The 19,919-nt window shown below is 36.0% G+C and carries 17 protein-coding genes, 3 pseudogenes and 1 riboswitch; of the genes and pseudogenes, 13 read left to right on the top strand and 7 right to left on the bottom strand.

Annotation, left to right across the window (positions count from 1 at the left end; all coding sequences use genetic code 11):
• Positions 1 to 22: 22 nt before the first annotated feature.
• Together ACFFHF_RS04810 and ACFFHF_RS04805 are read right to left on the bottom strand one after the other, a co-directional pair.
• Entirely contained in the window at positions 23 to 1,384 is a 1,362-nt protein-coding gene (locus ACFFHF_RS04810; protein ID WP_340903279.1) for a PFL family protein, read from the bottom strand.
• A gap of 17 nt (positions 1,385 to 1,401) precedes the next feature.
• Entirely contained in the window at positions 1,402 to 1,677 is a 276-nt protein-coding gene (locus ACFFHF_RS04805) for an ACT domain-containing protein (RefSeq protein WP_160545501.1), read from the bottom strand.
• Positions 1,678 to 1,768: 91 nt separating this feature from the next.
• A riboswitch (glycine riboswitch) is annotated at positions 1,769 to 1,846 on the bottom strand.
• Positions 1,847 to 2,081: 235 nt separating this feature from the next.
• Between ACFFHF_RS04805 and ACFFHF_RS04800 the strand changes: the two genes are divergently transcribed.
• Positions 2,082 to 2,519 (top strand): ABC transporter permease subunit, encoded by a 438-nt coding sequence (locus ACFFHF_RS04800; protein ID WP_377057670.1) that lies wholly within the window; start codon positions 2,082 to 2,084, stop codon positions 2,517 to 2,519.
• 72 nt (positions 2,520 to 2,591) lie between these two features.
• Here the strand turns inward: ACFFHF_RS04800 and ACFFHF_RS04795 are convergent, their stop codons facing one another.
• Positions 2,592 to 4,049 carry an aldehyde dehydrogenase family protein gene (locus ACFFHF_RS04795; protein WP_340903282.1) on the bottom strand — a complete coding sequence of 486 codons (1,458 nt, stop codon included), beginning with the start codon at positions 4,047 to 4,049 and terminating at the stop codon, positions 2,592 to 2,594.
• A gap of 566 nt (positions 4,050 to 4,615) precedes the next feature.
• On the opposite strand from ACFFHF_RS04795, the gene ACFFHF_RS04790 reads away from it, so the two are divergent.
• From ACFFHF_RS04790 to ACFFHF_RS04780, 3 genes and pseudogenes are all read left to right on the top strand, one after another.
• The gene (locus ACFFHF_RS04790) at positions 4,616 to 5,290 is read left to right on the top strand and encodes a DUF421 domain-containing protein (protein WP_340902416.1); all 675 of its coding nucleotides are present in this window, start codon (positions 4,616 to 4,618) and stop codon (positions 5,288 to 5,290) included.
• A gap of 242 nt (positions 5,291 to 5,532) precedes the next feature.
• On the top strand, positions 5,533 to 5,691 hold the full coding sequence (locus tag ACFFHF_RS04785) for a hypothetical protein (protein WP_340902415.1): 159 nt from the start codon (positions 5,533 to 5,535) through the stop codon (positions 5,689 to 5,691).
• 259 nt (positions 5,692 to 5,950) lie between these two features.
• Positions 5,951 to 6,835: pseudogene (locus ACFFHF_RS04780) on the top strand (S8 family peptidase).
• 286 nt (positions 6,836 to 7,121) lie between these two features.
• On the opposite strand, the pseudogene ACFFHF_RS04775 reads toward ACFFHF_RS04780, so the two are convergent.
• Positions 7,122 to 7,417 (bottom strand): annotated as a pseudogene (locus ACFFHF_RS04775) (spore coat protein).
• Here ACFFHF_RS04775 and ACFFHF_RS04770 point away from each other — a divergent pair.
• A pseudogene (locus ACFFHF_RS04770) lies at positions 7,374 to 8,108 on the top strand (phospholipase D-like domain-containing protein); the annotation flags it as partial. The pseudogenes ACFFHF_RS04775 and ACFFHF_RS04770 overlap by 44 nt on opposite strands.
• Before the next feature lie 558 nt (positions 8,109 to 8,666).
• Positions 8,667 to 8,969, top strand: coding sequence for a hypothetical protein (locus ACFFHF_RS04765; protein ID WP_377057669.1), 303 nt, complete (start codon positions 8,667 to 8,669; stop codon positions 8,967 to 8,969).
• Positions 8,970 to 9,104: 135 nt separating this feature from the next.
• On the opposite strand, the gene ACFFHF_RS04760 is transcribed toward ACFFHF_RS04765, so the two are convergent.
• From ACFFHF_RS04760 to sstT, 3 genes are all read right to left on the bottom strand, one after another.
• Positions 9,105 to 9,953 (bottom strand): IS3 family transposase, encoded by an 849-nt coding sequence (locus ACFFHF_RS04760; RefSeq protein ID WP_377057668.1) that lies wholly within the window; start codon positions 9,951 to 9,953, stop codon positions 9,105 to 9,107.
• 8 nt (positions 9,954 to 9,961) lie between these two features.
• Positions 9,962 to 10,261 carry a helix-turn-helix domain-containing protein gene (locus ACFFHF_RS04755; protein WP_377057667.1) on the bottom strand — a complete coding sequence of 100 codons (300 nt, stop codon included), beginning with the start codon at positions 10,259 to 10,261 and terminating at the stop codon, positions 9,962 to 9,964.
• A 100-nt stretch (positions 10,262 to 10,361) separates the two neighbouring features.
• A complete protein-coding gene (sstT, locus tag ACFFHF_RS04750; protein WP_160545498.1) occupies positions 10,362 to 11,594 on the bottom strand; it encodes a serine/threonine transporter SstT in 1,233 nt (410 codons plus the stop codon).
• A gap of 293 nt (positions 11,595 to 11,887) precedes the next feature.
• Between sstT and ACFFHF_RS04745 the strand changes: the two genes are divergently transcribed.
• From ACFFHF_RS04745 to ACFFHF_RS04715, 7 genes are all read left to right on the top strand, one after another.
• Positions 11,888 to 12,241 (top strand): hypothetical protein, encoded by a 354-nt coding sequence (locus ACFFHF_RS04745; RefSeq protein ID WP_160545497.1) that lies wholly within the window; start codon positions 11,888 to 11,890, stop codon positions 12,239 to 12,241.
• A 557-nt stretch (positions 12,242 to 12,798) separates the two neighbouring features.
• Positions 12,799 to 13,971, top strand: a complete 1,173-nt coding sequence (locus tag ACFFHF_RS04740; RefSeq protein ID WP_160545496.1) for an ABC transporter substrate-binding protein — start codon at positions 12,799 to 12,801, stop codon at positions 13,969 to 13,971.
• A 107-nt stretch (positions 13,972 to 14,078) separates the two neighbouring features.
• The gene (locus tag ACFFHF_RS04735; RefSeq protein ID WP_160545495.1) at positions 14,079 to 14,951 is read left to right on the top strand and encodes an ABC transporter permease subunit; all 873 of its coding nucleotides are present in this window, start codon (positions 14,079 to 14,081) and stop codon (positions 14,949 to 14,951) included.
• 17 nt (positions 14,952 to 14,968) lie between these two features.
• A complete protein-coding gene (locus ACFFHF_RS04730) occupies positions 14,969 to 16,006 on the top strand; it encodes a branched-chain amino acid ABC transporter permease (protein ID WP_160545494.1) in 1,038 nt (345 codons plus the stop codon).
• Between the two features lie 6 nt (positions 16,007 to 16,012).
• Positions 16,013 to 16,780, top strand: coding sequence for an ATP-binding cassette domain-containing protein (locus tag ACFFHF_RS04725; RefSeq protein ID WP_160545493.1), 768 nt, complete (start codon positions 16,013 to 16,015; stop codon positions 16,778 to 16,780).
• On the top strand, positions 16,780 to 17,508 hold the full coding sequence (locus ACFFHF_RS04720; protein ID WP_160545492.1) for an ATP-binding cassette domain-containing protein: 729 nt from the start codon (positions 16,780 to 16,782) through the stop codon (positions 17,506 to 17,508). Before ACFFHF_RS04725 ends, ACFFHF_RS04720 begins: the two co-directional genes overlap by 1 nt.
• 173 nt (positions 17,509 to 17,681) lie before the next feature.
• The gene (locus ACFFHF_RS04715; protein ID WP_160545491.1) at positions 17,682 to 19,913 is read left to right on the top strand and encodes a helix-turn-helix domain-containing protein; all 2,232 of its coding nucleotides are present in this window, start codon (positions 17,682 to 17,684) and stop codon (positions 19,911 to 19,913) included.
• Positions 19,914 to 19,919 lie beyond the last annotated feature (6 nt).

Here is a 19,919-nt window from a genome sequence, read left to right as displayed (position 1 = left end):
TGTTTTTTTCTTAATTCTAAAATTAATTAATCAGTGCTTGTAGGGGTGCGGGAATTCTTCCGCCGCGATTAATCATATTCTGTGAGCTGAATGGATTTACCCCCATAACGGGTGCTCTCCCAAGTAGTCCTCCAAATTCAACCATTTCTCCTTCTTGCTTTCCAGGTACAGGGATGACCCTTACTGCTGTTGTTTTTTTGTTTATCATTCCGATAGCTGCTTCATCTGCAATCATTGCGGATAGGGTAGCAGGCGTAACATCTCCTGTTATAGCAATCATATCAAGTCCAACTGAACAGACGCATGTCATTGCTTCAAGTTTTGATAAACTTAAAGCACCGTCGATAATTCCTCGAATCATTCCATTATCTTCACTGACCGGAATAAAAGCTCCACTTAATCCACCAACATAAGAACTGGCCATGGCTCCACCTTTTTTCACCGCGTCATTCATGAGGGCCAAGGCTGCGATCGTTCCATGCGTACCCACGCGCTCAAGGCCAATTTCCTCTAAGATTTCTGCAACACTATCATTAATGGCATTGGTAGGAGCCAAAGAGAGGTCCATAATCCCAAACGGAATATCGAGCCTCTCGGCTACCACTCTACCAATAAGCTCACCTGCACGTGTAATTTTGAACGCTGTTTTTTTGATAATATCAGATACTTCTCCAAGGTCAGCATGTGGGTGTTTTTTTAACGCGTTCAATACGACACCAGGGCCACTAACACCAACGTTAATAACCGCTTCGCCTTCTCCAGCTCCATGAAAAGCTCCAGCCATAAATGGATTATCTTCAACAGGATTACAAAACACAACGAGCTTAGCACAAGCAATTCCATTTTGATCCTTTGTCCGCTCGGCTGCTTCTTTGATAACAAAACCTAATTGCTTAACCGCATCCATATTAATACCGGTACGAGTAGTCGCCACTGAAACAGAGGCGCAAACTCTTTCTGTTACACTAAGTGCTTCTGGCAAGGCTTTAAGTAAGGTCTCATCACCTTTAGAAAAACCTTTGTGAACTAGGGCAGAGAATCCTCCGATAAAATCCACACCTAATTGCTTTGCCGCTAGATCAAGTGTTTTTGCAAGCTCTACCGTTTGTTCAACGGTTGCGTTTCCTAGGATTTCAGCAATGGGCGTAATAGATATACGCTTATTAATAATCGGCACGCCAAATTCTTTTTCTGTTTCTACTGCTACTTTCGTTAAATCCTTAGCATAAGTAGTAATTTTATGAAATACATTTTGCTGCATTTTATGGAAATCGGAATCCGCACAATCACGGAGACTGATTCCCATTGTTACGGTTCGAATATCTAGGTTTTCCATCTGAACCATTCGTATAGTTTGAAGGATTTCATCCATTGCAATTGTCATAGTCTGTCCCCACCTAACTAAATTCTGTGCATCGCTTGAAAAATCTCTTCAAGCTGAATGTTTATTTTTAAGTCCATTTCCTCCCCAACTAAATCCAGTTGGTCACGGAGTTGTGACAAATTTTCGTTACCGGTCACATCAATAATCATCATCATCGTAAAAAAGTCTTGTAAAATAGTTTGGCTGATATCCAAAATATTCATGTTATTATCAGCAAGAATCGTTGTTACTTTAGAAATAATGCCAACCTTGTCCTTTCCGATCACACTTACCACTGCACGTCTTCTTTCCATTTGTTCCACCTCATTATTTTTTTGAAATAAAAAAAGATTGGAGTATCTCCAATCTCGGGTAAGAAGAGTGTGCAAAAATATTATTATGCAAACATTCTCTTCTGTCCTTTTGCCTGAGATTGTGAATCCTTCGGCGCCGTATGCATACGGTCTCTCCAGAAGCTGCTCCGGTAATAGTTTGATCCACTACCATCATGGCGGCTGTATTGAATTAAGTTAGATATTATCAATAAATAATAATTCAGTCAATTAAAATTTGAGAAAAATAAAAAAAGACTATTTCGATTTTGACTTTTCTGAAAATTGTTATTGAAAAATGGTAAAAAAGAACATATAATCAAAAATGAGCATAAACGATCAAAAACATCCACGTTTATGAATGAATGTATACTCCGATCTATATCATGGCCATAGTTTATCTCATCATGTTTGTCGTATTGAAATACACGATGTTTGGACGCCATGTCTATGCGATTGGCGGCAACGAAGAGGCTGCCCATCTAACCGGAATTAAAGTGAATCGTACATTAATTAATGTCTACTCGATCAGTGGTTTGCTTGCAGGTATTAGTGGAGTGGTGATGGCAGGGCGCTTATTCTCTGGACAGCCGATGGTGGGTATCGCGTTTGAACTGGATGCGATTGCAGCAGTCGTTCTTGGTGGTACTAGTTTTGTAGGAGGACGAGGAAGAATACAAGGAACCATCATTGGCGTGTTAATTGTGGCTGTACTAACAAATGGGATGACCTTGCTTAACGTAGATTATTATTGGCAACAAGTCGTAAAAGGGATAGTCATTGTCATTGCTGTTCTGCTTGATCGAATGCGCAGTAAAAATTAATAGAAAAGTGGAAATTTGAAAGCACATGAGAGCGAATTGTATTCTCATGTGCTTTCAAGTTTTGATTAATATTTAGAATGGATACTGTCTGTTTGTTGTTTGAATAGATACCCATTTCGTTACTGTGAATTCTTCGACCACCCATGGATTTCCGAATCGACCTAATCCACTAGCTTTATTTCCTCCGAATGGAATATTTGGAGCATCATTTACGGTTTGGTCATTAATATGTGTCATCCCGCTATCAATTTGGAGGGCTAATTCTTCTCCCCGGGCTAAGTCCTTTGTAAATATGGCTGAACTTAGTCCATAATCAGTATCGTTAGCGATTTCAATGGCCTCACTATCTGTTTGTGCCTTAATAATAGTAGCAATAGGAGCAAATAACTCGGTTTGTGCCAATTTACTAGAATTATTGACATTCGTGAAAACAAATGGAGTAAGGACGTTACCCACTCGTTTCCCTTCTAAAGCAACAGTTGCTCCTTCAAGTTTCGCTTCTTCAATGTATTGAAGGGCTTTTTCCAATTGGCGCTCGTTAACCAATGGCCCAATAACTGTCTTTGGATCACTTGGATCTCCAAACGGAAGTTCTCTCGCTCTAGCTACAAATTTATCAACAAACTCATCATATTTATCTTTATGAACAATGATTCGGTTAATAATCATACAAATTTGTCCTTGGTGAATAAACTTTCCAAAGATAGCAGCATTCACAGCTTGTTCGACATCGGCATCTGACAGGACAACAAATGGACTGTTTCCACCTAATTCAAGAGCTACACGTTTTAAATTTTGTCCTGCGATGGCACCAATACGTCTTCCGACAGCAGAAGAGCCAGTAAAGCTTATTAGCTTGGATTGAGGGTTGGTTAACATCTCATCTCCAATTTCTTCAATATCAGACAAAATCACATTTAAAACACCTTTTGGCAGCCCGGCATATTCAAATGCTTTTGCAATGATGATCCCGCCTGAAAGTCCCACTTGGATATCTGGCTTATGAACAACGCTATTTCCTAAAGCAATTGCTGGAGCAATCGTTCTCATAGACAGATTCATTGGAAAATTAAAAGGTGAAATAGAAGAAATAACTCCCAGTGGGAGACGGTAAATATGATGTAATTTCTCAGGTGATCCAGGTACTTCTTTTAATTTATAAATTTCATCAGCATATTTTATGGATTCCTCTAAAAATTCTAGGGTAAGATGTAACTCCACATTGGCCTTTAAAAAAGTGCCACCCGTTTCTCGTACGATGATAGAAACTATTTCTTCACGATTCATAGTTAAATATTCTGCAGCCTTATGTAGAACCGCTCTTCTATCTTCAACGGTAGACTTGGCCCATTCTTTTTGAGCTCTTTGGGCATGATTGAATGCTTCAGTTAGCTGTTCTTTGGTAGCAAGATGTACTGAGGTAATCGCAGAATGATCATATGGATTTAAAATATCATAGGTTCGTTCACTTTTTCCTTCCGTCCATTCGCCGTTAATATAACTCTTGTTTAATACCTGTGTTGATTGCATGTTTAGTCTCCTCTCACCATTTGATAACGCTTACAATGATTTTTGTAATAGGAATTCGATTATTAATGTGAGTATATTAGATTCTTCTGATGTTGAAAAGAAGGTTGTTGCTATATATTAAACGATTTAAAAATTTTTTTTATGAAGTCTTGGACATCACTTTGTTTAATCATCCACTATTTTGGTCATAAAGAATAAAAAAGTGGATGTGATGACAATGGAAGAACATGAAGGGAATTTTGCTAAAGGATTTACGTGGGCTATGGTGATTAGTCTTCCGATATGGATAGGTATTATTGGTGTTATTAAATTCATTTCAAAGTAATGATTGTTGTGTTTAAGATTCATTAGATTCGGGTAAAGTCCAACACGTTAATCTAGGATAGGAGCGGTACATATGACGTTAATATCTAAGATACTGTATAGTTGGCACAATTTTCGAATGAATTATCATTTTTTATTAGTGGAAAGCTGTTTGGATGATGACTTGAGAAGTAAGCTAATAGAAAAATTTGAATATCATAAAGAAAAGGTAAATCAGGTAAAAAACAACCCCCATTCAGCTNGTGTCTATTTTTTTAGTTAAAGTTATTTTTATCTATATTGTGTTTATTGTAGCAGTAAAAATTTTAGGGAAATCAGCTCTAGCCCAACTTACCCCTCATGATTTTGGAGCGATTCTTTTTTTATCTTATTTAGCTTTTGGTTCTATTAAAGTAAACGGAGTGATGGAGGGGATTATTGGAATCATTGTAATAACATGCATTCATCTATTTATATCAAAGTTAAGTTTATTAAATAAGTTAAACCCTTTTATTATCGGAAAACCGACTATTCTAATTAAACACGGGAAAATTATCTATCGAAATTTAAAGGAAAGTAGATATCCTTTACCTGAGCTGTTGTCTAATTTAAGAACATCAGGATATCCGGATATTCACGATATTGAATATGCGATTTTGGAAGCAACAGGTGAAATTAGCATTTTTCCAAGAAAAGAATTAGTTCCTATTACTCCAAAAGATTTACATATGAAAGTGGAATACCGCGGATTACCCATAGCCGTTGTCATTGAAGGGAAAGTGCAAAAGCGTAATTTAAAATTAATCAACAAAAATGAAAAGTGGTTAAAGGAAGAACTAAAGGCAAAGGGATATCTTCAAATCAAAGATATTTTTTATGCTGCTGTTAGAGATACCGATCATTCATTAACCATTAACAAAATAGATGTTAACGACTAATTTTAAGACGATTTCCTCCCACTATAAATTAATGTTTTCTCTTATTTACTCCTTCTTATATTTTATTCTCAGATAGGCAAATATGGATTTTTAATGGTACAAACAACCCAAATATTACCTTATTCATAAGATAGCATTAAGTTCGAAGTATTTATAAGGAAGGATCTGAGAAACCAAATGTTTTTATACCCCTTTTCATACCCCAGTTTTTATACTCCCTATGGGGGGTAAAAAGTGAAACTTTGCGTACTGTAATACCTTTTCTGAATTATGGTTTGCAAGAAGCAACATTTACATCATATTCTCATGCCCTTTCAGAAGTAGTAGCCATGACTTATTTACTGGGAAAAGGATATGACCCACAAACTGCTTTTAAAACAGTTGAATCATGGGAAGTTTAATGAAAGATTTTATTAAATGTTTCTAAAACGCTAATATGTGTTTTTATAAGAATATTTTAAAATTGAATAAGGGAGAGGACCACTTTGCAAACCGCACCCAAACCATGATTAGTATCCCATTTCCATCTGTATGGGGTATTGATGCTTCTATAGCTGGAAGACCAATCATTAGAGGTATACTTACCATTAATTCCATTATAGGCACCAAAGTAATGGGTACAGTTAATTTCCGTGGTACACCTATCCCAATTATCTTTATCTGCAAAATAAAATTGGACTTCCTAATAATCTGCTATACCGCGAACAATATCAATGGAACTTACCGATCATTCAAGCCGAAGCAGGCTGGGATATTACAACAGGGGATGAACATATTATTATTGCTGTTATAGACACTTGGGTTGATCTGGACCATCCTGATTTGAGCGGAAGATTAACAAATGGATACAATGTTCTGGAAAATAACGACTTTCCTGATGATGACAGTGGCCATGGCACCCATGTATCCGGAATCATTGCATCGGAAACAAACAACCAAGAAGGCATTGCTGGCATCACTTGGTATAACAAAATAATGCCTATAAAGGCAATGGGTGCTGAAGGATATGGAACGACCTTTGATATAGCAAAAGGGATTATTTGGGCAGTGGACCATGGAGCAAATGTCATTAATATGAGTTTAGGCAATTATCAGCCTTCTTCTCTTTTGAAAGAGGCAATCGATTATGCATACATTAAAAATGTAGTCATGATTTCTGCAGCAGGAAATGAAAATACTATACAACCGAGCTATCCAGCAGCATATCCTGAAGTTTTAAGTGTGTCAGCTGTCGACAACACAGGACGACGAGCATCTTTCTCAAATTACGGGGATTATATTGATGTCTAAGCTCCCGGAGTCCAAATTACGAGCACCTATTTTAACCAGCAGTATGCAGCTTTATCAGGTACTTCTATGGCTTCGCCTCATGTGGCAGGACTTGCTGGCCTCTTGCTTTCTGCAAACCCTAATTTAACTAACAGAGAAGTAATAGACATTATTAAGAATTCTGCATATGATTTAGGAATCCCAGGAAATGATAGCGATTTCGGCAATGGCTTAATTGATGTAAAGAATGCACTGGAAGCAGCCCAAAATGAATAATCTGAAATACTCCCCCTATTGACCCCATGTCAGGCAAAAGGCAATGAACCTTTATAAAAGTTGCCTTTTGTAGTTAAAAAACACCTTGAAATTTTTGAATTCATCCCCAAGTGGTTCCTAATTCTGGGTTCTGACATCATATTGCTAGGAAAATCCTTCACAAGCAATCCCCTATTCGCCAAATGGATTTTCTGGAAAAGTTACAACGGTTTAACTAAGGTTAGTCTATATAAAAAAATTGAATAATTTAAAAGCTATGGACTGGTTACCATAGCTTTTTACGACCTTATTGTATTGGAGGATTATGCGGAAACTGGGACATGTACCCTGTAAACTGCTGTGCTCCTGTTGAAGTTTTTGTGGCTGTTCCACTTCAAGCGAATACCATCCCTTTTGAAACATCAGATTATACAGTTCACGCTGCAAATTCTTCGTTTCGTCGAAAATCGCGTGAATGTCCTGATATAGCGAAGCGTGGCTTGCCTCATTCATTGCCGTAGAATAAGATGCCGTAATGTACTTTTCATACGAAAGCATATCGTTTAGGAAGCCTGAGACATTCAGTGATTCAGCATCGGTAATTGCCGATTCTTTACGGCATTTCACTGTGAATGGGCTTCGAATGGGCCGAGTCCAAGTGTTTAACAATGGAATAGCGAAATATGAACAACTCCTTGAATCCCTACAAGATGCTCAAAAAACAATTGATCTGGAATATTTCATTTTTCGGAATGACCAAATTGGCAATCGCATCACAGAACTGCTAATCGAAAAAGCATTAACTGGAGTGCAGGTTCGTTTTATGAGAGATGGCTTGGGGAGTTATAAGTTCCCGCGTGAAAAAATCCGGCAGATGGTTGAAGCAGGTATAGAATGCAGGACAATATTTCCTTTGCGATTTCCCTGGTTTTTGTCCAATTGGAATTATCGGGATCATTGTAAGATGGCCATAATCGACGGAAAGATAGCTTTTAATGGTGGCATTAACATAGGATATGAATATACAGGATTGAAGCCTGACGTTGGCTTCTGGCGGGATACTCATTTGCAAGTCATAGGAGAAGCATCAGCCGATTTGCAGCCTGTCTTTGATGTTCATTGGGAAATCGCTGTGCCGGAACGGATAAAATCAAAAACAAATTTGAAAACAAAATCAGAGGTAACGAAAATCAATCCAATCGTCAGAGCAGATTATTCCAAATGGTCAGCCGAATTGGGATCAGAGTTGAGCACCCTTGATGATAAAGAAATGGACATGTTCGCAAAAACTCAAAGAGTTTGAATTCAAAAATATCTGTTACCTTTTAATTTAAATATAGGGGTGATATCAATAGATAATATATTTGAAAATCTTAAGGAAATACGTTTATTAGAAGATAAACTGTATCATTTAGAATTAAATGGTTGGCTAAAAAATGAGTTTTTAACTTGGGAATGGTGGATACTAGTCGTTTTTTTAGTTGTGCCTTGGGTTATATGGGCTAAACTTGTTAAACGAGACATTATTTTAGAAATTAATAAAACTAGCCTCTTTTTCTAAATCTTAAGATTTACAACTAAGTAAAGTGAAATGACCAATATTAAATCTACAGTACAACCATTTTTATTTTTCTTGAAAATTAAGGATAACTCAGTTTCCTTGTTTAACAATTCTTTTCTTATAGTGTTGCTGATAACGGGAAATTGGTGATATTTCCATATTAAAACTAGCTCCGTACTACTAAAATAATTTGATATTTACCACCTTCTAATCAACTCAAATATGTAAGGAGTCTGTATATCCTTCCATAAGTTAGCCGAATTTAAATTAGATAACGGGAGGAAAAGCATATTGGAGGAAGTTAACATTAGTTTCCTGACGATCAAAGTTATCGTAGGTTTTGTCGCTTTATTTTTTATTATTATCATAACACGCAGAACCTCTATCTCTCAGTTAACCCCGTTTCACTTAGTTTTTATATTAGTACTTGGGGATTTTTTAGGAAATACCATTTATGAAGATGGTCTAGCCCCAAAAAAGTGGAAGTTAAAAAAACCCGGGAGTAATTATCTTTTAAAGGTAATTGCTCCCTTTTATATTGTTTGTTTTGCCAGCTTACTCATGTTGCTTGACATGGAGCCTCTTCACGCATAGTTCTCCCTCCAGGAAATCAGCTCATTTCTAGAGCTGGATTCACCAAATAGGTTACTATGCGTGTGCTCCATATCAAGCTGATCTCAATACTTTATCTAACTATTTACATCCGTTTTGGGACCAATTACCTTTACACTATGATGCATTTTTAACTCTATAGTCTACTGGAGACATTTTGTTCAACTTTTTCTGCCTACGTTCGTTATTGTAACGATAAATATAGTCTATGATTCTTTGTTCTAATTCTTCTTCAGTTTGGACATCATATGGATAGATACCTTCTGTTTTGAAATGGGAAAAGAAACTTTCAATACAGGCGTTGTCATATGGATTGCCTGGTCGTGACATGCTTGGCCTTATGCCATAAGATTCAAGTGTGTCCTGTAAGGCTCGGGACGTGTATTGGCTTCCTCTGTCGCTATGAAGGATAACGCCAGACACGTCCTTTTCTTTTTTTATTGCCATTTCTATCGTTTTCATCACAAATAATCTATCTGCTGTTCTCCCAAACTGATAGCCAATAATTTCATTGTTATATAAATCCATTACAGCTGAAACATAAAGTGTTTGTTTAAAAATATTAAATTCTGTTATATCAGTAACCCACTTTTGATTAAGCTTTATTGCTGTAAAATTACGTTCCAGGAGATTTGGAACAATTCTTTCTGGTTCTTTTTGTTTATACTGGTTACGATTTCTAAATCTCTTTTTCCTGATTTTCGCCTTAAGGCCTAACTCATGATATATCCTGAATACCTTCTTGTGATTCACGCTCAATTGGTCGCCTTCGGTCAATTCCATATGGATTTGTCTATACCCCCAAATCCCTTCATGTTGGTTATAGATATCCAATATTCGTTGACTTAACTTCGCATCTTTGTTAATCTGCATACTTTTTAAGTACTTATAATAACCTGATACAGAAACCTCCAGGAAATCACACAATTCTTTTATCGTATACTTATCTCGAAAGTGATGTACCACTTGAAATCTTACTTTCTTACCTCCTCGTTCAAAATTTCCAGATACTTTTTTAATATGTCATTCTCCATCTCTAACTTCTTAATATAAAGATCCTGATCCTTATATTCATTACGTCGACCCCTTTGATCGATAAAGGCTGTTTCTCCATCCTTTCGAAATTTCCTCCACCAAAATTTCACTCGGTCTTTATCCTTAATTTGTAATTTTTCTGTTATTTGGGTATTTGTATAACCATTTTGCTTCATTTTCATCGCTTCCATTTTTAAGTCGAACGAGTATGTTTGGTACTGTTGACCTTTAATGCCCATAAAAAATCACCCCTAAAAGTAAGTGTTGCCCTGAAGGGGGTTTTTCAACATCTACTTTAAGGGGTGCAGTTCAGCTAAATGAATGGGGGTTAGTATTTATTTAAGCACTAATCTTAACTGCTTTACCTTCTTTACGCTTCTTTGCGTATTCAGCAGTAGCTGTATAAAGTACGTCAGATGATGAATTAAGAGCCGTTTCACAAGAGTCCTGTACCACACCGATGATGAAACCAACTGCAACTACTTGCATGGCCACATCATTAGAAATTCCAAATAAGCTACAAGCTAAAGGAATAAGCAGGAGTGAACCACCAGCAACACCTGAGGCACCCGCAGCAGAGACAGCTGCTAAAACACTAAGGATTAGGGCAGTACCAATATCAACTTGAATACCTAGGGTGTGAACAGCTGCTAGAGTCAGAACAGAAATCGTAATCGCTGCACCAGCCATGTTAATCGTTGCCCCTAGAGGGATAGAGACAGAATAGGTGTCCTTATCTAGATCTAGTTTTTCGCATAATGTCATATTAACTGGAATATTTGCTGCTGAACTACGAGTAAAGAAGGCCGTAATTCCACTTTCTTTTAAGCATTTAAATACTAATGGATAAGGGTTTGTACGAATGTTTACATAAACGATGATTGGATTCACCACAAGAGCAACAAAGAACATACAACCTACTAGTACAAGAAGTAGTTTTCCATAGTCTAATAATGCAGATAATCCGTTTGTTACGATTGCATCATACACAAGACCCATAATTCCAATTGGTGCTAAGCTGATTACCCATTTAACAAGTTGAGAAATCGCATTTGAAAAGCTTTCTAACAGGTTTTTAGTTGAGTCATTAGCACTGCGAAGGGCGATTCCAAGAAGGATAGCCCAAGTGAGAATACCAATATAATTTGCATTGATTAGAGCATTTACTGGATTATCAACAATATTAAATAATAATGTTCTAAGGACTTCAACAATTCCTCCAGGAGGAGTTAGGTCATCAGCTCCGGATGTAAGAGTTAAACTAACCGGGAAGATAAAGCTTGCCACAACCGCAACAAGTCCTGCTAAAAAGGTACTGGCTGCATATAACCCGATAATAGATTTCATATTGGTTTGTTGACCAGTTCTGTGCTTAGAAATGGCGTGCATAACTAGGAAAAGAACTAACACTGGGGCAACAGCCTTTAGTGCTCCTACGAATAATGAACCGAAAATAGATACCCATTTTGTTGCATCCGGAATCGCTAAAGCAAAGATGATTCCGATAATCATGCCTACGAGGATACGTTTAACAAGGCTCACTTCATTCCACTTAAGAAATAGATTTTTCATTTGACCCTCCAATTTTATAAATTAAAAATAAAGACTGAAAACAAAGCTATTTTGCTTTGCTACGTTAATATCAGATAGTTTAACACGAATATTATAAATTGTGAAATAAATTATTATATTGAAATATTTGAATTTTTGTTCAATTTACCTATATTAGGGCAATGAAGAAAAATTAAATGTTCAGAAAATTATATAAATACTAACTTGAGGATAATAAGTGATGATTATCTGTGTTACAAGAACGTTTCCGCTCATACACTTTTTTTAATAGTATTTCTAAGGAGATGAAGTGTATGAATCATGAGATGCAGAAGGCACTTTTACTTGCTGATGCTATAAAGGGTTTTATTCAATTTGTTGAAAAACATAAAAACAGTTTCATGGTCGAGTCAGATAAAATATACCAAGTAAAACTATTTATTAGCGAATATAAGTTTAAGATTATTGCGGATGAACTTCATCGAATCAATCAGTTTGAATGGGATGAAAAGTACACTTACTATTTAGTTGATAGTTTTCAAAAAGGACTCACCACTATTGATGAATATGTCCAACATAACTATAATGATTTGTTTATATTGACGGCTAGACTGTACACACTTAAGAATTTTAGCGATTCTTTTCAGTTCAATAGGTCTTTTAAATAATCTGAGAAAAAATGTGAAAGTGTTTGGTTAACCCGAAGTATGTGTTAAAATGAAATTCCTTGGCAGGGGCATTATTTTGTATATTTGAATATGTGAGGAGCAGGGGGCTTGATGTATAGTCCCCTGCTTTCTTATTTTTTATGAAAGAAACTGGATCGAAGTTCTTTAAGTCAAATTATTAATATTAGGAGAGTTTCAGAATTCTACTACTATAAAAAGTTTATAAATCATAGTTTCTCCACAAAAATGACGAAAATGATCTTGTTTTTTAGTATATGGTGTAGGTATTTTTAAAAATACCCATCAATTATAATCTAATTACAGATATTTCTGAACATTCTTGAATATTATTTCTCCGCTTATTTTGACTCCATTCTAAAAAGCTTCTTGGTTATTTATCTCTTATGTTTTGAAAGCGGATACAATAGGTTTTTTAGTGGAGGTGAAAGGTTTATTTTTATTATTTAATGACACAAATTGTTACGAACTAATTTTTACTTTCAGGGTTTAGAAGATGCGAATGTTGCAATTAAACATGGTTAAAAGGGGGACTTAAAATGAAAAAGTTTTGGAAATCTATTTGTTCGTTTAGTTTGATGTTAATTTTAGTCATAGCTTTGTCTGCTTGTAACACGGAAACTTCTAGTAGTAATGATAAAAATGATGGTGACGGTGATAAAGAGGTTATAAAAATTGGAGCTATTTTTGCCGAAACCGGTCCTGCTTCTACTTTAGGAAAAACTCAGGCGAATTATGTGAAGCTCATCCAGCAACAATTAGATGAAGAAGAATCTATAAATGGAAAGAAAATTGAAATTATTATGCAAGACTATGAAACGGACGATACAAAAGCTGTGATTGCTGCAGACAAATTAATTTCAGAAGGGGTAGTTGCGGTTGTTGGTGCCACTCAAGCTAGTACCTCAATGGCAATCTTACCCAAAATCTCTAGCGAGGGAATACCATTAATGACTGTGGCTCCTGTTAATCCTGAAGCGAAGGATATTTATCAAATGGCACCAAGTAACTTAACGAATGCTAACTTAATAATTGAATTCTTAAAAGAAAATAATATTTCAAAAGTAGCCTGGATTAATGCTCGTGATGGGTTTGGAGTAGAAGGTCTCCCTTCCTTTGAAAAGGTAGCAAAAGAAAATGACATAAAAATCGTGGCACATGAGGAATTTGATGCAACTGCTACGGATATGACGGTTCAATTAACAAATATTCGGAAAGAGAATCCAGAGGCAGTAATCGTTTGGTCAAGAACACCAGGTGCTGGAATCGTAGCACGTAATTTTAAAGCACTCGGGTTTGATATTCCTATGATTCAATCTTCTGCATCTGCTAATAAAGGGTTCTTAGACCAAGTGAAAGATAATAATGAAAATATCTACGTAATTGGCAGTAAATTAAGTGTTGTTGATCAATTACCAAATGGAGAGCAAAAAGACAGATTAGAAAAGTTCCGTGAAGATTATCGTGCAATGTTTAATAGTGATCCTGATAATTTTACCGCACATGCAGCGGATGGGTTCCATCTACTAATTGAGGCGATTAAAGCAGGAAATACCACCTCTGAAGATATTCATAATTACTTAAAGACAGAAGTCAATAAGTATTCTGGGTTAACGGGTTCCTTCGAATTACAATCGGATTATGTAGGACCTTACGAAGATGGATTCTCAGTTCTTGGTATTGAGAATAATGAATGGAAGTATTATGAGTAGAATTAGTTCCATCGTTGTGTTTTTAAGAGTATCTAGATGGTAAGAATAAAAAGGACCAATGGCAGAAACATAGGCTCTGCCATTGGTATTAAGAAAGGAGTACCTCCATGGAATTACTCATGCAATATATCGTAACGGGGCTAACAGTTGGAAGTATCTATGCTTTATTAGCCATCGGTTTTGTGACTATCTATAACATTACCGGCATATTAAACTTTGCCCAGGGTGAATTTGCGATGATTGGTGCGCTGACTTGTATTACTTTTGCGAATGCAGGACTACCAATATCTGCATCTATTATTTTAGCTATTCTTATCTCAGCTACCATAGGGTTAATAGTAGAACGTACGGCTATTCGACATGCTAGAAATACTACAGTCATTATCTTAATCATTATTACAATAGGAGTTTCCACCTTCTTAAAGGGGATGGGATTAATTATATGGGGGACCAATCCGAAGCAACTTGCTCCCTTAATTAAAATGGAACCCATTCATTTTATGGGTGCAGTTATTAACCCTCAAAGTATTTTTATTTTCATCGTTTTGTTAATCCTGTTAGCTGTGCTATACGTATTCTTTGAAAAAACCTATATCGGTTCTGCATTACGAGCATGTGAAAAGAATCAACGTGCCGCGAAACTTATGGGGATCAATACAAGTACCATGTCAGCCTTGGCTTTCACTTTGGCTGCCGCATTAGGAGCTATTGCTGGAATTTTGATTACCCCTATTACTGACGCAACGTATGAAATGGGATTTCTAATTGGTGTAAAAGGATTTGTTGGGATGGTCATTGGAGGTATGCATAGTATTCCAGGGGCAGTAGCAGGCGCTTTAATTGTCGGTTTGTTGGAAACTTTTTCTGGAGGTTTTATCTCCACGTTTTATAGTGATGCGATAACATTTCTCGTACTGATCCTTGTTTTATTTTTTAAACCGAATGGAATATTTGCAAGAGCTTCAGGTGAGAGAGTTTAGTAGGGGGGGGAATATAGATGTCGAAGCTGGAAAAAATCTTGTATGGAAATCGATTGAAACCTATCCTATTTTTAGTGGGACTTATTTTGATTTTACCTCTCGTAGTAAAATCTCCGTATATTTTTACCATTTTAATCTTAATAGGAATCTATTCAATCGTCTCTCTAGGTTTATGTCTGTTAATTGGTTATGCAGGACAAATATCCCTCGGGCATGCAGCTTTCTTTGGAATAGGAGCTTACACGTCGGGTGTGTTAACTACTAGTTTTGAGCTTTCACCCTGGATAGCACTTACTATAGGAATGATTACTACTTTTTTTATCGCTTATATAATTGGAATACCTATTTTAAAATTGAAAGGTCATTTTTTAGCTCTTGCAACACTTGGAATTAACATCATATTTTATATTTTAATTTTAGGTCTTAATCAGTTAACAGGTGGAGCCGCAGGTTTAATAGGGATACCCTCCTTGTCTTTATTTGGAGTACCGCTTACAGATAAATTATTTTTCTACTTCTTTGTTTGGACGGCTGCTGTTCTTGTTCTATTATTATCACTAAATATCGTCCGCTCTCATGTAGGGAGAGTGTTAAGAAGCATTCATGATAGCGAAATAGCAACAGAGACACTTGGAGTGAAAGTGGAGAATTATAAAGTTGCTATTTTTGCATTAAGTGCTGCTTTTGCATCGCTAGCAGGAAGTATGTATGCTCACTATATTACCTTTGTTGCTCCACCTACATTTTATATAACAAAATCAATCTTGTTTTTAATTATGGTAATGGTTGGAGGGGCAAGCTCCGTTTGGGGTGCGATTCTAGGAACAACAGTTATTATGTTTTTGAATGAGATCATTCGCTTTGTAGGACACACTTATTTTGGTATTAGTGGAGAAGTGGAGATTGTTGTTTACGGATTAATTATTATTTTGATTATGATGTTCTTACCAAAAGGGCTGATACATGTTATTTCAAAACCGATTCAAAAGATTAAGCCCAAAAAGAAAGTAAGTGTAAAGGCTCATAAAGATATGATTTCTCAAAAAGGAGTTTAATAGGTCATGTCAAAACTACTTGAAGTAAGGGGATTAACAAAACGATTTGGTGGAGTTACAGCGGTCTCTGATATCAGTTATGATGTAGGGGCTGGAGAAATCGTAGCAGTCATTGGACCAAACGGTGCAGGCAAAACAACTTTATTTAATATGATTTCTTGTTTTCTTTCTCCGACAAATGGAGAAGTATACTTCAAAGGTAATAAATTAACAGGACAAAAGATTCCCCAACTAGCTCACTTAGGGATATCTAGGACATTCCAGAATTTACAAATATTTCACAACTTGACTGTCCTTGAAAATGTAATGATGGGTGCTCATGTCAAGTTGAAAACCAATGTGGTGAATGCTGCCTTCCGACTCCCAAGGATTTTAAAGGATGAAAGAATTGCCTATGACCTAGCGTTAGATGCAATTCATTTAGTTGGCCTAGAAGAATTAATGTTCGAACAGGCAGGCCAGTTATCATATGGCCTTCAAAAGCAGTTGGAGTTTGCAAGAGCGATTGTTTATAAACCAGATTTAATTATGTTAGATGAACCAATGGCAGGTTTGAATGATTACGAAACCAATAGAATGGCAGATTATATTAAAAAATTAAAATCAGAAGGTAGTTCCTTTTTATTTGTTGAACATAAAATGGCGACGGTGATGGAGCTTGCAGATCGTATAATTGTCCTTGACTTTGGAAAGAAGATTGCGGAAGGAACTCCTGACGAAATACAACAAAATGCAAAGGTAATTGCTGCCTATCTAGGAGAGGAGGTTGTCTAATGCTAAAGGTTGATGGCGTAAGTACCCATATTGGGAAAATAAAAATTCTCCATGAGATCTATTTTCAGGTGGAAAAAGGACAAATTGTCTCAATCATCGGTGCAAACGGTGCTGGGAAAAGTACGCTGTTAAATACGCTTGCTGGACTTTATCGGCCAACATCTGGAACGATTACTCTTGAGAATGAAGTTATAAGCGGCTATCCAGCTAATAAGGTAGTTGAAAAAGGCTTAAGTCTCGTTCCGGAAGGCAGACAAATCTTTACTAACCTAACTGTAAAGGAAAATTTATTGCTTGGAATCTTTTCAAAATATTATAAGGAGAAGAAGCTAGCAGAAGAAAATTTAACGAAAATACTTGATATGTTCCCTGGATTAAAGAAACATTTGAAAAACCTTGGTGGAAATTTAAGTGGTGGAGAACAGCAAATGTTAGCCATTGGTAGGGGTTTGATGTCAAATCCTAAAATCATCCTTCTAGATGAACCTTCCATGGGGCTTGCACCGAAAATAGTAAATGAAATACTTGATACATTAATGATCATTAAAGAGGATTTAGGAACAATGGTCATATTAGTAGAACAGAATGTGAAAGCTGCACTTAAAGTGTGTGATCAAGCCTATGTCATTGATCAGGGAAGAATGATTATAAATGGAACAAGAGACGAAATAAGCTCTAATCCTCAGGTGATCTCAGCTTATCTTGGCATTAAATCAGCTGGAGCATAAAAAACGACAAATAGTAGATAAATAAATATATAGAAAAGTTTCAGCTATTAATCCCAAAGAGTAATCTATGGGATTTTACTGTTTACTAAAAAAAGAGTATAGTATTTTTAGTTAGTAAATTTTGAATATTTTTTGTTTTCAAAAATCAAATTCAAAAACGAGGGGAATGAGCTATGCCAAATACAGTAAAAGATCACCTTATGAAAAAATTAGAAAATCATTTACGATCAACTGCCAGACAACTAGTAAAGTTTGATACGGAAGAGGAAGTACTACAATATTTGACAGCTTCGTTTCAAAGTGAACTTTATTGTGATTTTGTAGGGGTTATCTTAAATCAAACAGGAAACTTCGTGACTAAAGCTTGGAGTGGAAACGTACCAGAACTCACCAACTATTTTCCCCTTGAACAAAAATATTGCTCCAGCAGACTTCTCCGACAAAGCCTAACGAATGAAAACGCTGATCCTCCTGAAACCTGTAATTTATCTAGAGTACTTAAAGAGGCAAAAATAAAAACATGGTTTACTGTTCCTTTATATGAAAGCGATTCCGATTTAGGTTTTTGTATCATTGGATTCCTAAATTATGTTCCACTATTAGAAATGGAGGCTCCTTTTGAAGAATTCGGTAAAGATATTGCTGTGGCAATGGAAATGGCTAGAGAAAAGAAATCACAGTTAAAAAAGATCGAAGGGATTGAATGGATTGGCAAAAACCTTTCTCTTAATGCTCCTATTGAAAAGCACATTGAAGAGTTAACATTAAGGGCTGGAAAAGGAACAAATGCTGATTTGGCTTGTATTTATTTATATGACGAAAAGGAAAATTGTTTTATATTCCAACCGCCTTCCTATGGAGAGAAACAACATCCTGATTCAATTATGATTGAAGATAATTATAAGCTGAATAAATATTTTCCATTTCTCGAGAAGCCAGGAGGCACTCAACTAACCATCCCTTTAATCATAGAATTACGTACAATTGGCGTATTGCATATCGAGAACAATAATGAAGATGTATTTACAGAAAATGACTTGAGACTATTAGAGCTATTGTCTAATCATGTAGCGACCATGTTAGAAAATGCACGACTATTTAACAGTGAGAAGGAGCATAAAAATCGCCTCCAATTTCTTTTAGATTTCCAACAAGCGCTTGTAAAAGAAACAATAGAAGTGGATGGTTTTGATGGCATTACCTCGATGCTTTCGAATCTATTTCAAAATCCAGTGATTTTATTTGACCGTTTTTTGCAGCCAATTTCAGTCCATATGAATAATAGAGTCAATCAGGGTCAGCTTCTCGATCAACTTACCGAAATTGTACAAAGAGAAAAGGGAAAATTAAAGAGTCCAGACTACTTTTTAATTAAGGATTCAGGTGATCCCTCCGCCTTTTTTTCGTTCTTGATGGTACATGGGGGAGGAAGTTTACTAGGATATCTTGCCGTACGCAGAATGGGCCAAGAAATGGATGAGATCGATCGTTTAACAATTGAACTTGCTCGTAATATATATTCACTCCAATTTATTAAGCAAAAAATCATACTAGATGCAAAAGAACAGACAAAAGATAGTTTTATTAGTAAATTATTATCTAAACAAGTAGAAGATAAAGAGGGAATTTTACAGTTTGCAAATGTTTTTCAATGGGACCTATTTCAAAGCCATCAACTATGTGTTTTGTCTATCATTTTGGATGAAGATGAAGTAAAAGGATCCAATCTTTTTGAACAACAGTCAAAAAGGAACCTTATATGGGATTATATTAAATCACATTTACCAGAAAAAGATTATGCCATCATAACGGCAACCCATGAGGAGAAAAATGTGTTAATAATTCCATGTGAAAATGAAGGGACACAATCGAAAAAATATTGGCAATTACTTTATACGAAGATCAACAAGTGGGTGGGGGAAACCAATATAAGGTGCAAAGTGTTTATGGGGATTGGAGGAATGACTAGTAACATACAAGACTACTTTTTAAGTTATCAGCAAGCCATTCAGGCACTAAATATTGTCAATAGTCGCTTACGTCAAAAAGGTTATATGCTATTTGATGAACTTGGTTCATATGCGATCCTTCATCACTTAAACTACTCCATGGAAGTTGCCCTGTTTGTAAGTAATCAACTTGGACGGCTTCTATCTTATTCAGAAGGGAAAAATACCGATCTTTGCAATACTCTTCATACGTTTCTACAAAATAATGGGAATGTTAAAAATACAGCTGAAGAGCTTTATATACATAGAAGTTCTTTGCTATATCGCCTTGAAAGAATAGAATCTCTATTAGATGTTCAGTTAAGTGATGCAGAAGTGAGATTTAATTTAATGCTAGCTTTAAAACTTCATGATATGTACGGCCAAGAAATAGAGAGAAACCTCTTATTAAGATGAAAGTAG

Origin of the sequence: Robertmurraya beringensis (genome assembly GCF_042433785.1) — a bacterium.
Classification (GTDB): domain Bacteria; phylum Bacillota; class Bacilli; order Bacillales; family Cytobacillaceae; genus Robertmurraya_A; species Robertmurraya_A beringensis.
Note: the sequence above shows the minus strand (reverse complement) of the source record. Positions and strands in the feature narration are given on the sequence as shown.

Excerpts from the sequence above, each read along its gene's own strand:
- ACFFHF_RS04810 (WP_340903279.1), bottom strand. The coding sequence starts at position 1,384 with ATGACAATTGCAATGGATGAAATCCTTCAAACTATACGAATGGTTCAG.
- ACFFHF_RS04805 (WP_160545501.1), bottom strand. The coding sequence starts at position 1,677 with ATGGAAAGAAGACGTGCAGTGGTAAGTGTGATCGGAAAGGACAAGGTT.
- ACFFHF_RS04800 (WP_377057670.1), top strand. The coding sequence starts at position 2,082 with ATGGCCATAGTTTATCTCATCATGTTTGTCGTATTGAAATACACGATG.
- ACFFHF_RS04795 (WP_340903282.1), bottom strand. The coding sequence starts at position 4,049 with ATGCAATCAACACAGGTATTAAACAAGAGTTATATTAACGGCGAATGG.
- ACFFHF_RS04755 (WP_377057667.1), bottom strand. The coding sequence starts at position 10,261 with ATGGGCATTAAAGGTCAACAGTACCAAACATACTCGTTCGACTTAAAA.
- sstT (WP_160545498.1), bottom strand. The coding sequence starts at position 11,594 with ATGAAAAATCTATTTCTTAAGTGGAATGAAGTGAGCCTTGTTAAACGT.
- ACFFHF_RS04745 (WP_160545497.1), top strand. The coding sequence starts at position 11,888 with ATGAATCATGAGATGCAGAAGGCACTTTTACTTGCTGATGCTATAAAG.
- ACFFHF_RS04740 (WP_160545496.1), top strand. The coding sequence starts at position 12,799 with ATGAAAAAGTTTTGGAAATCTATTTGTTCGTTTAGTTTGATGTTAATT.
- ACFFHF_RS04735 (WP_160545495.1), top strand. The coding sequence starts at position 14,079 with ATGGAATTACTCATGCAATATATCGTAACGGGGCTAACAGTTGGAAGT.
- ACFFHF_RS04730 (WP_160545494.1), top strand. The coding sequence starts at position 14,969 with ATGTCGAAGCTGGAAAAAATCTTGTATGGAAATCGATTGAAACCTATC.
- ACFFHF_RS04725 (WP_160545493.1), top strand. The coding sequence starts at position 16,013 with ATGTCAAAACTACTTGAAGTAAGGGGATTAACAAAACGATTTGGTGGA.
- ACFFHF_RS04720 (WP_160545492.1), top strand. The coding sequence starts at position 16,780 with ATGCTAAAGGTTGATGGCGTAAGTACCCATATTGGGAAAATAAAAATT.
- ACFFHF_RS04715 (WP_160545491.1), top strand. The coding sequence starts at position 17,682 with ATGCCAAATACAGTAAAAGATCACCTTATGAAAAAATTAGAAAATCAT.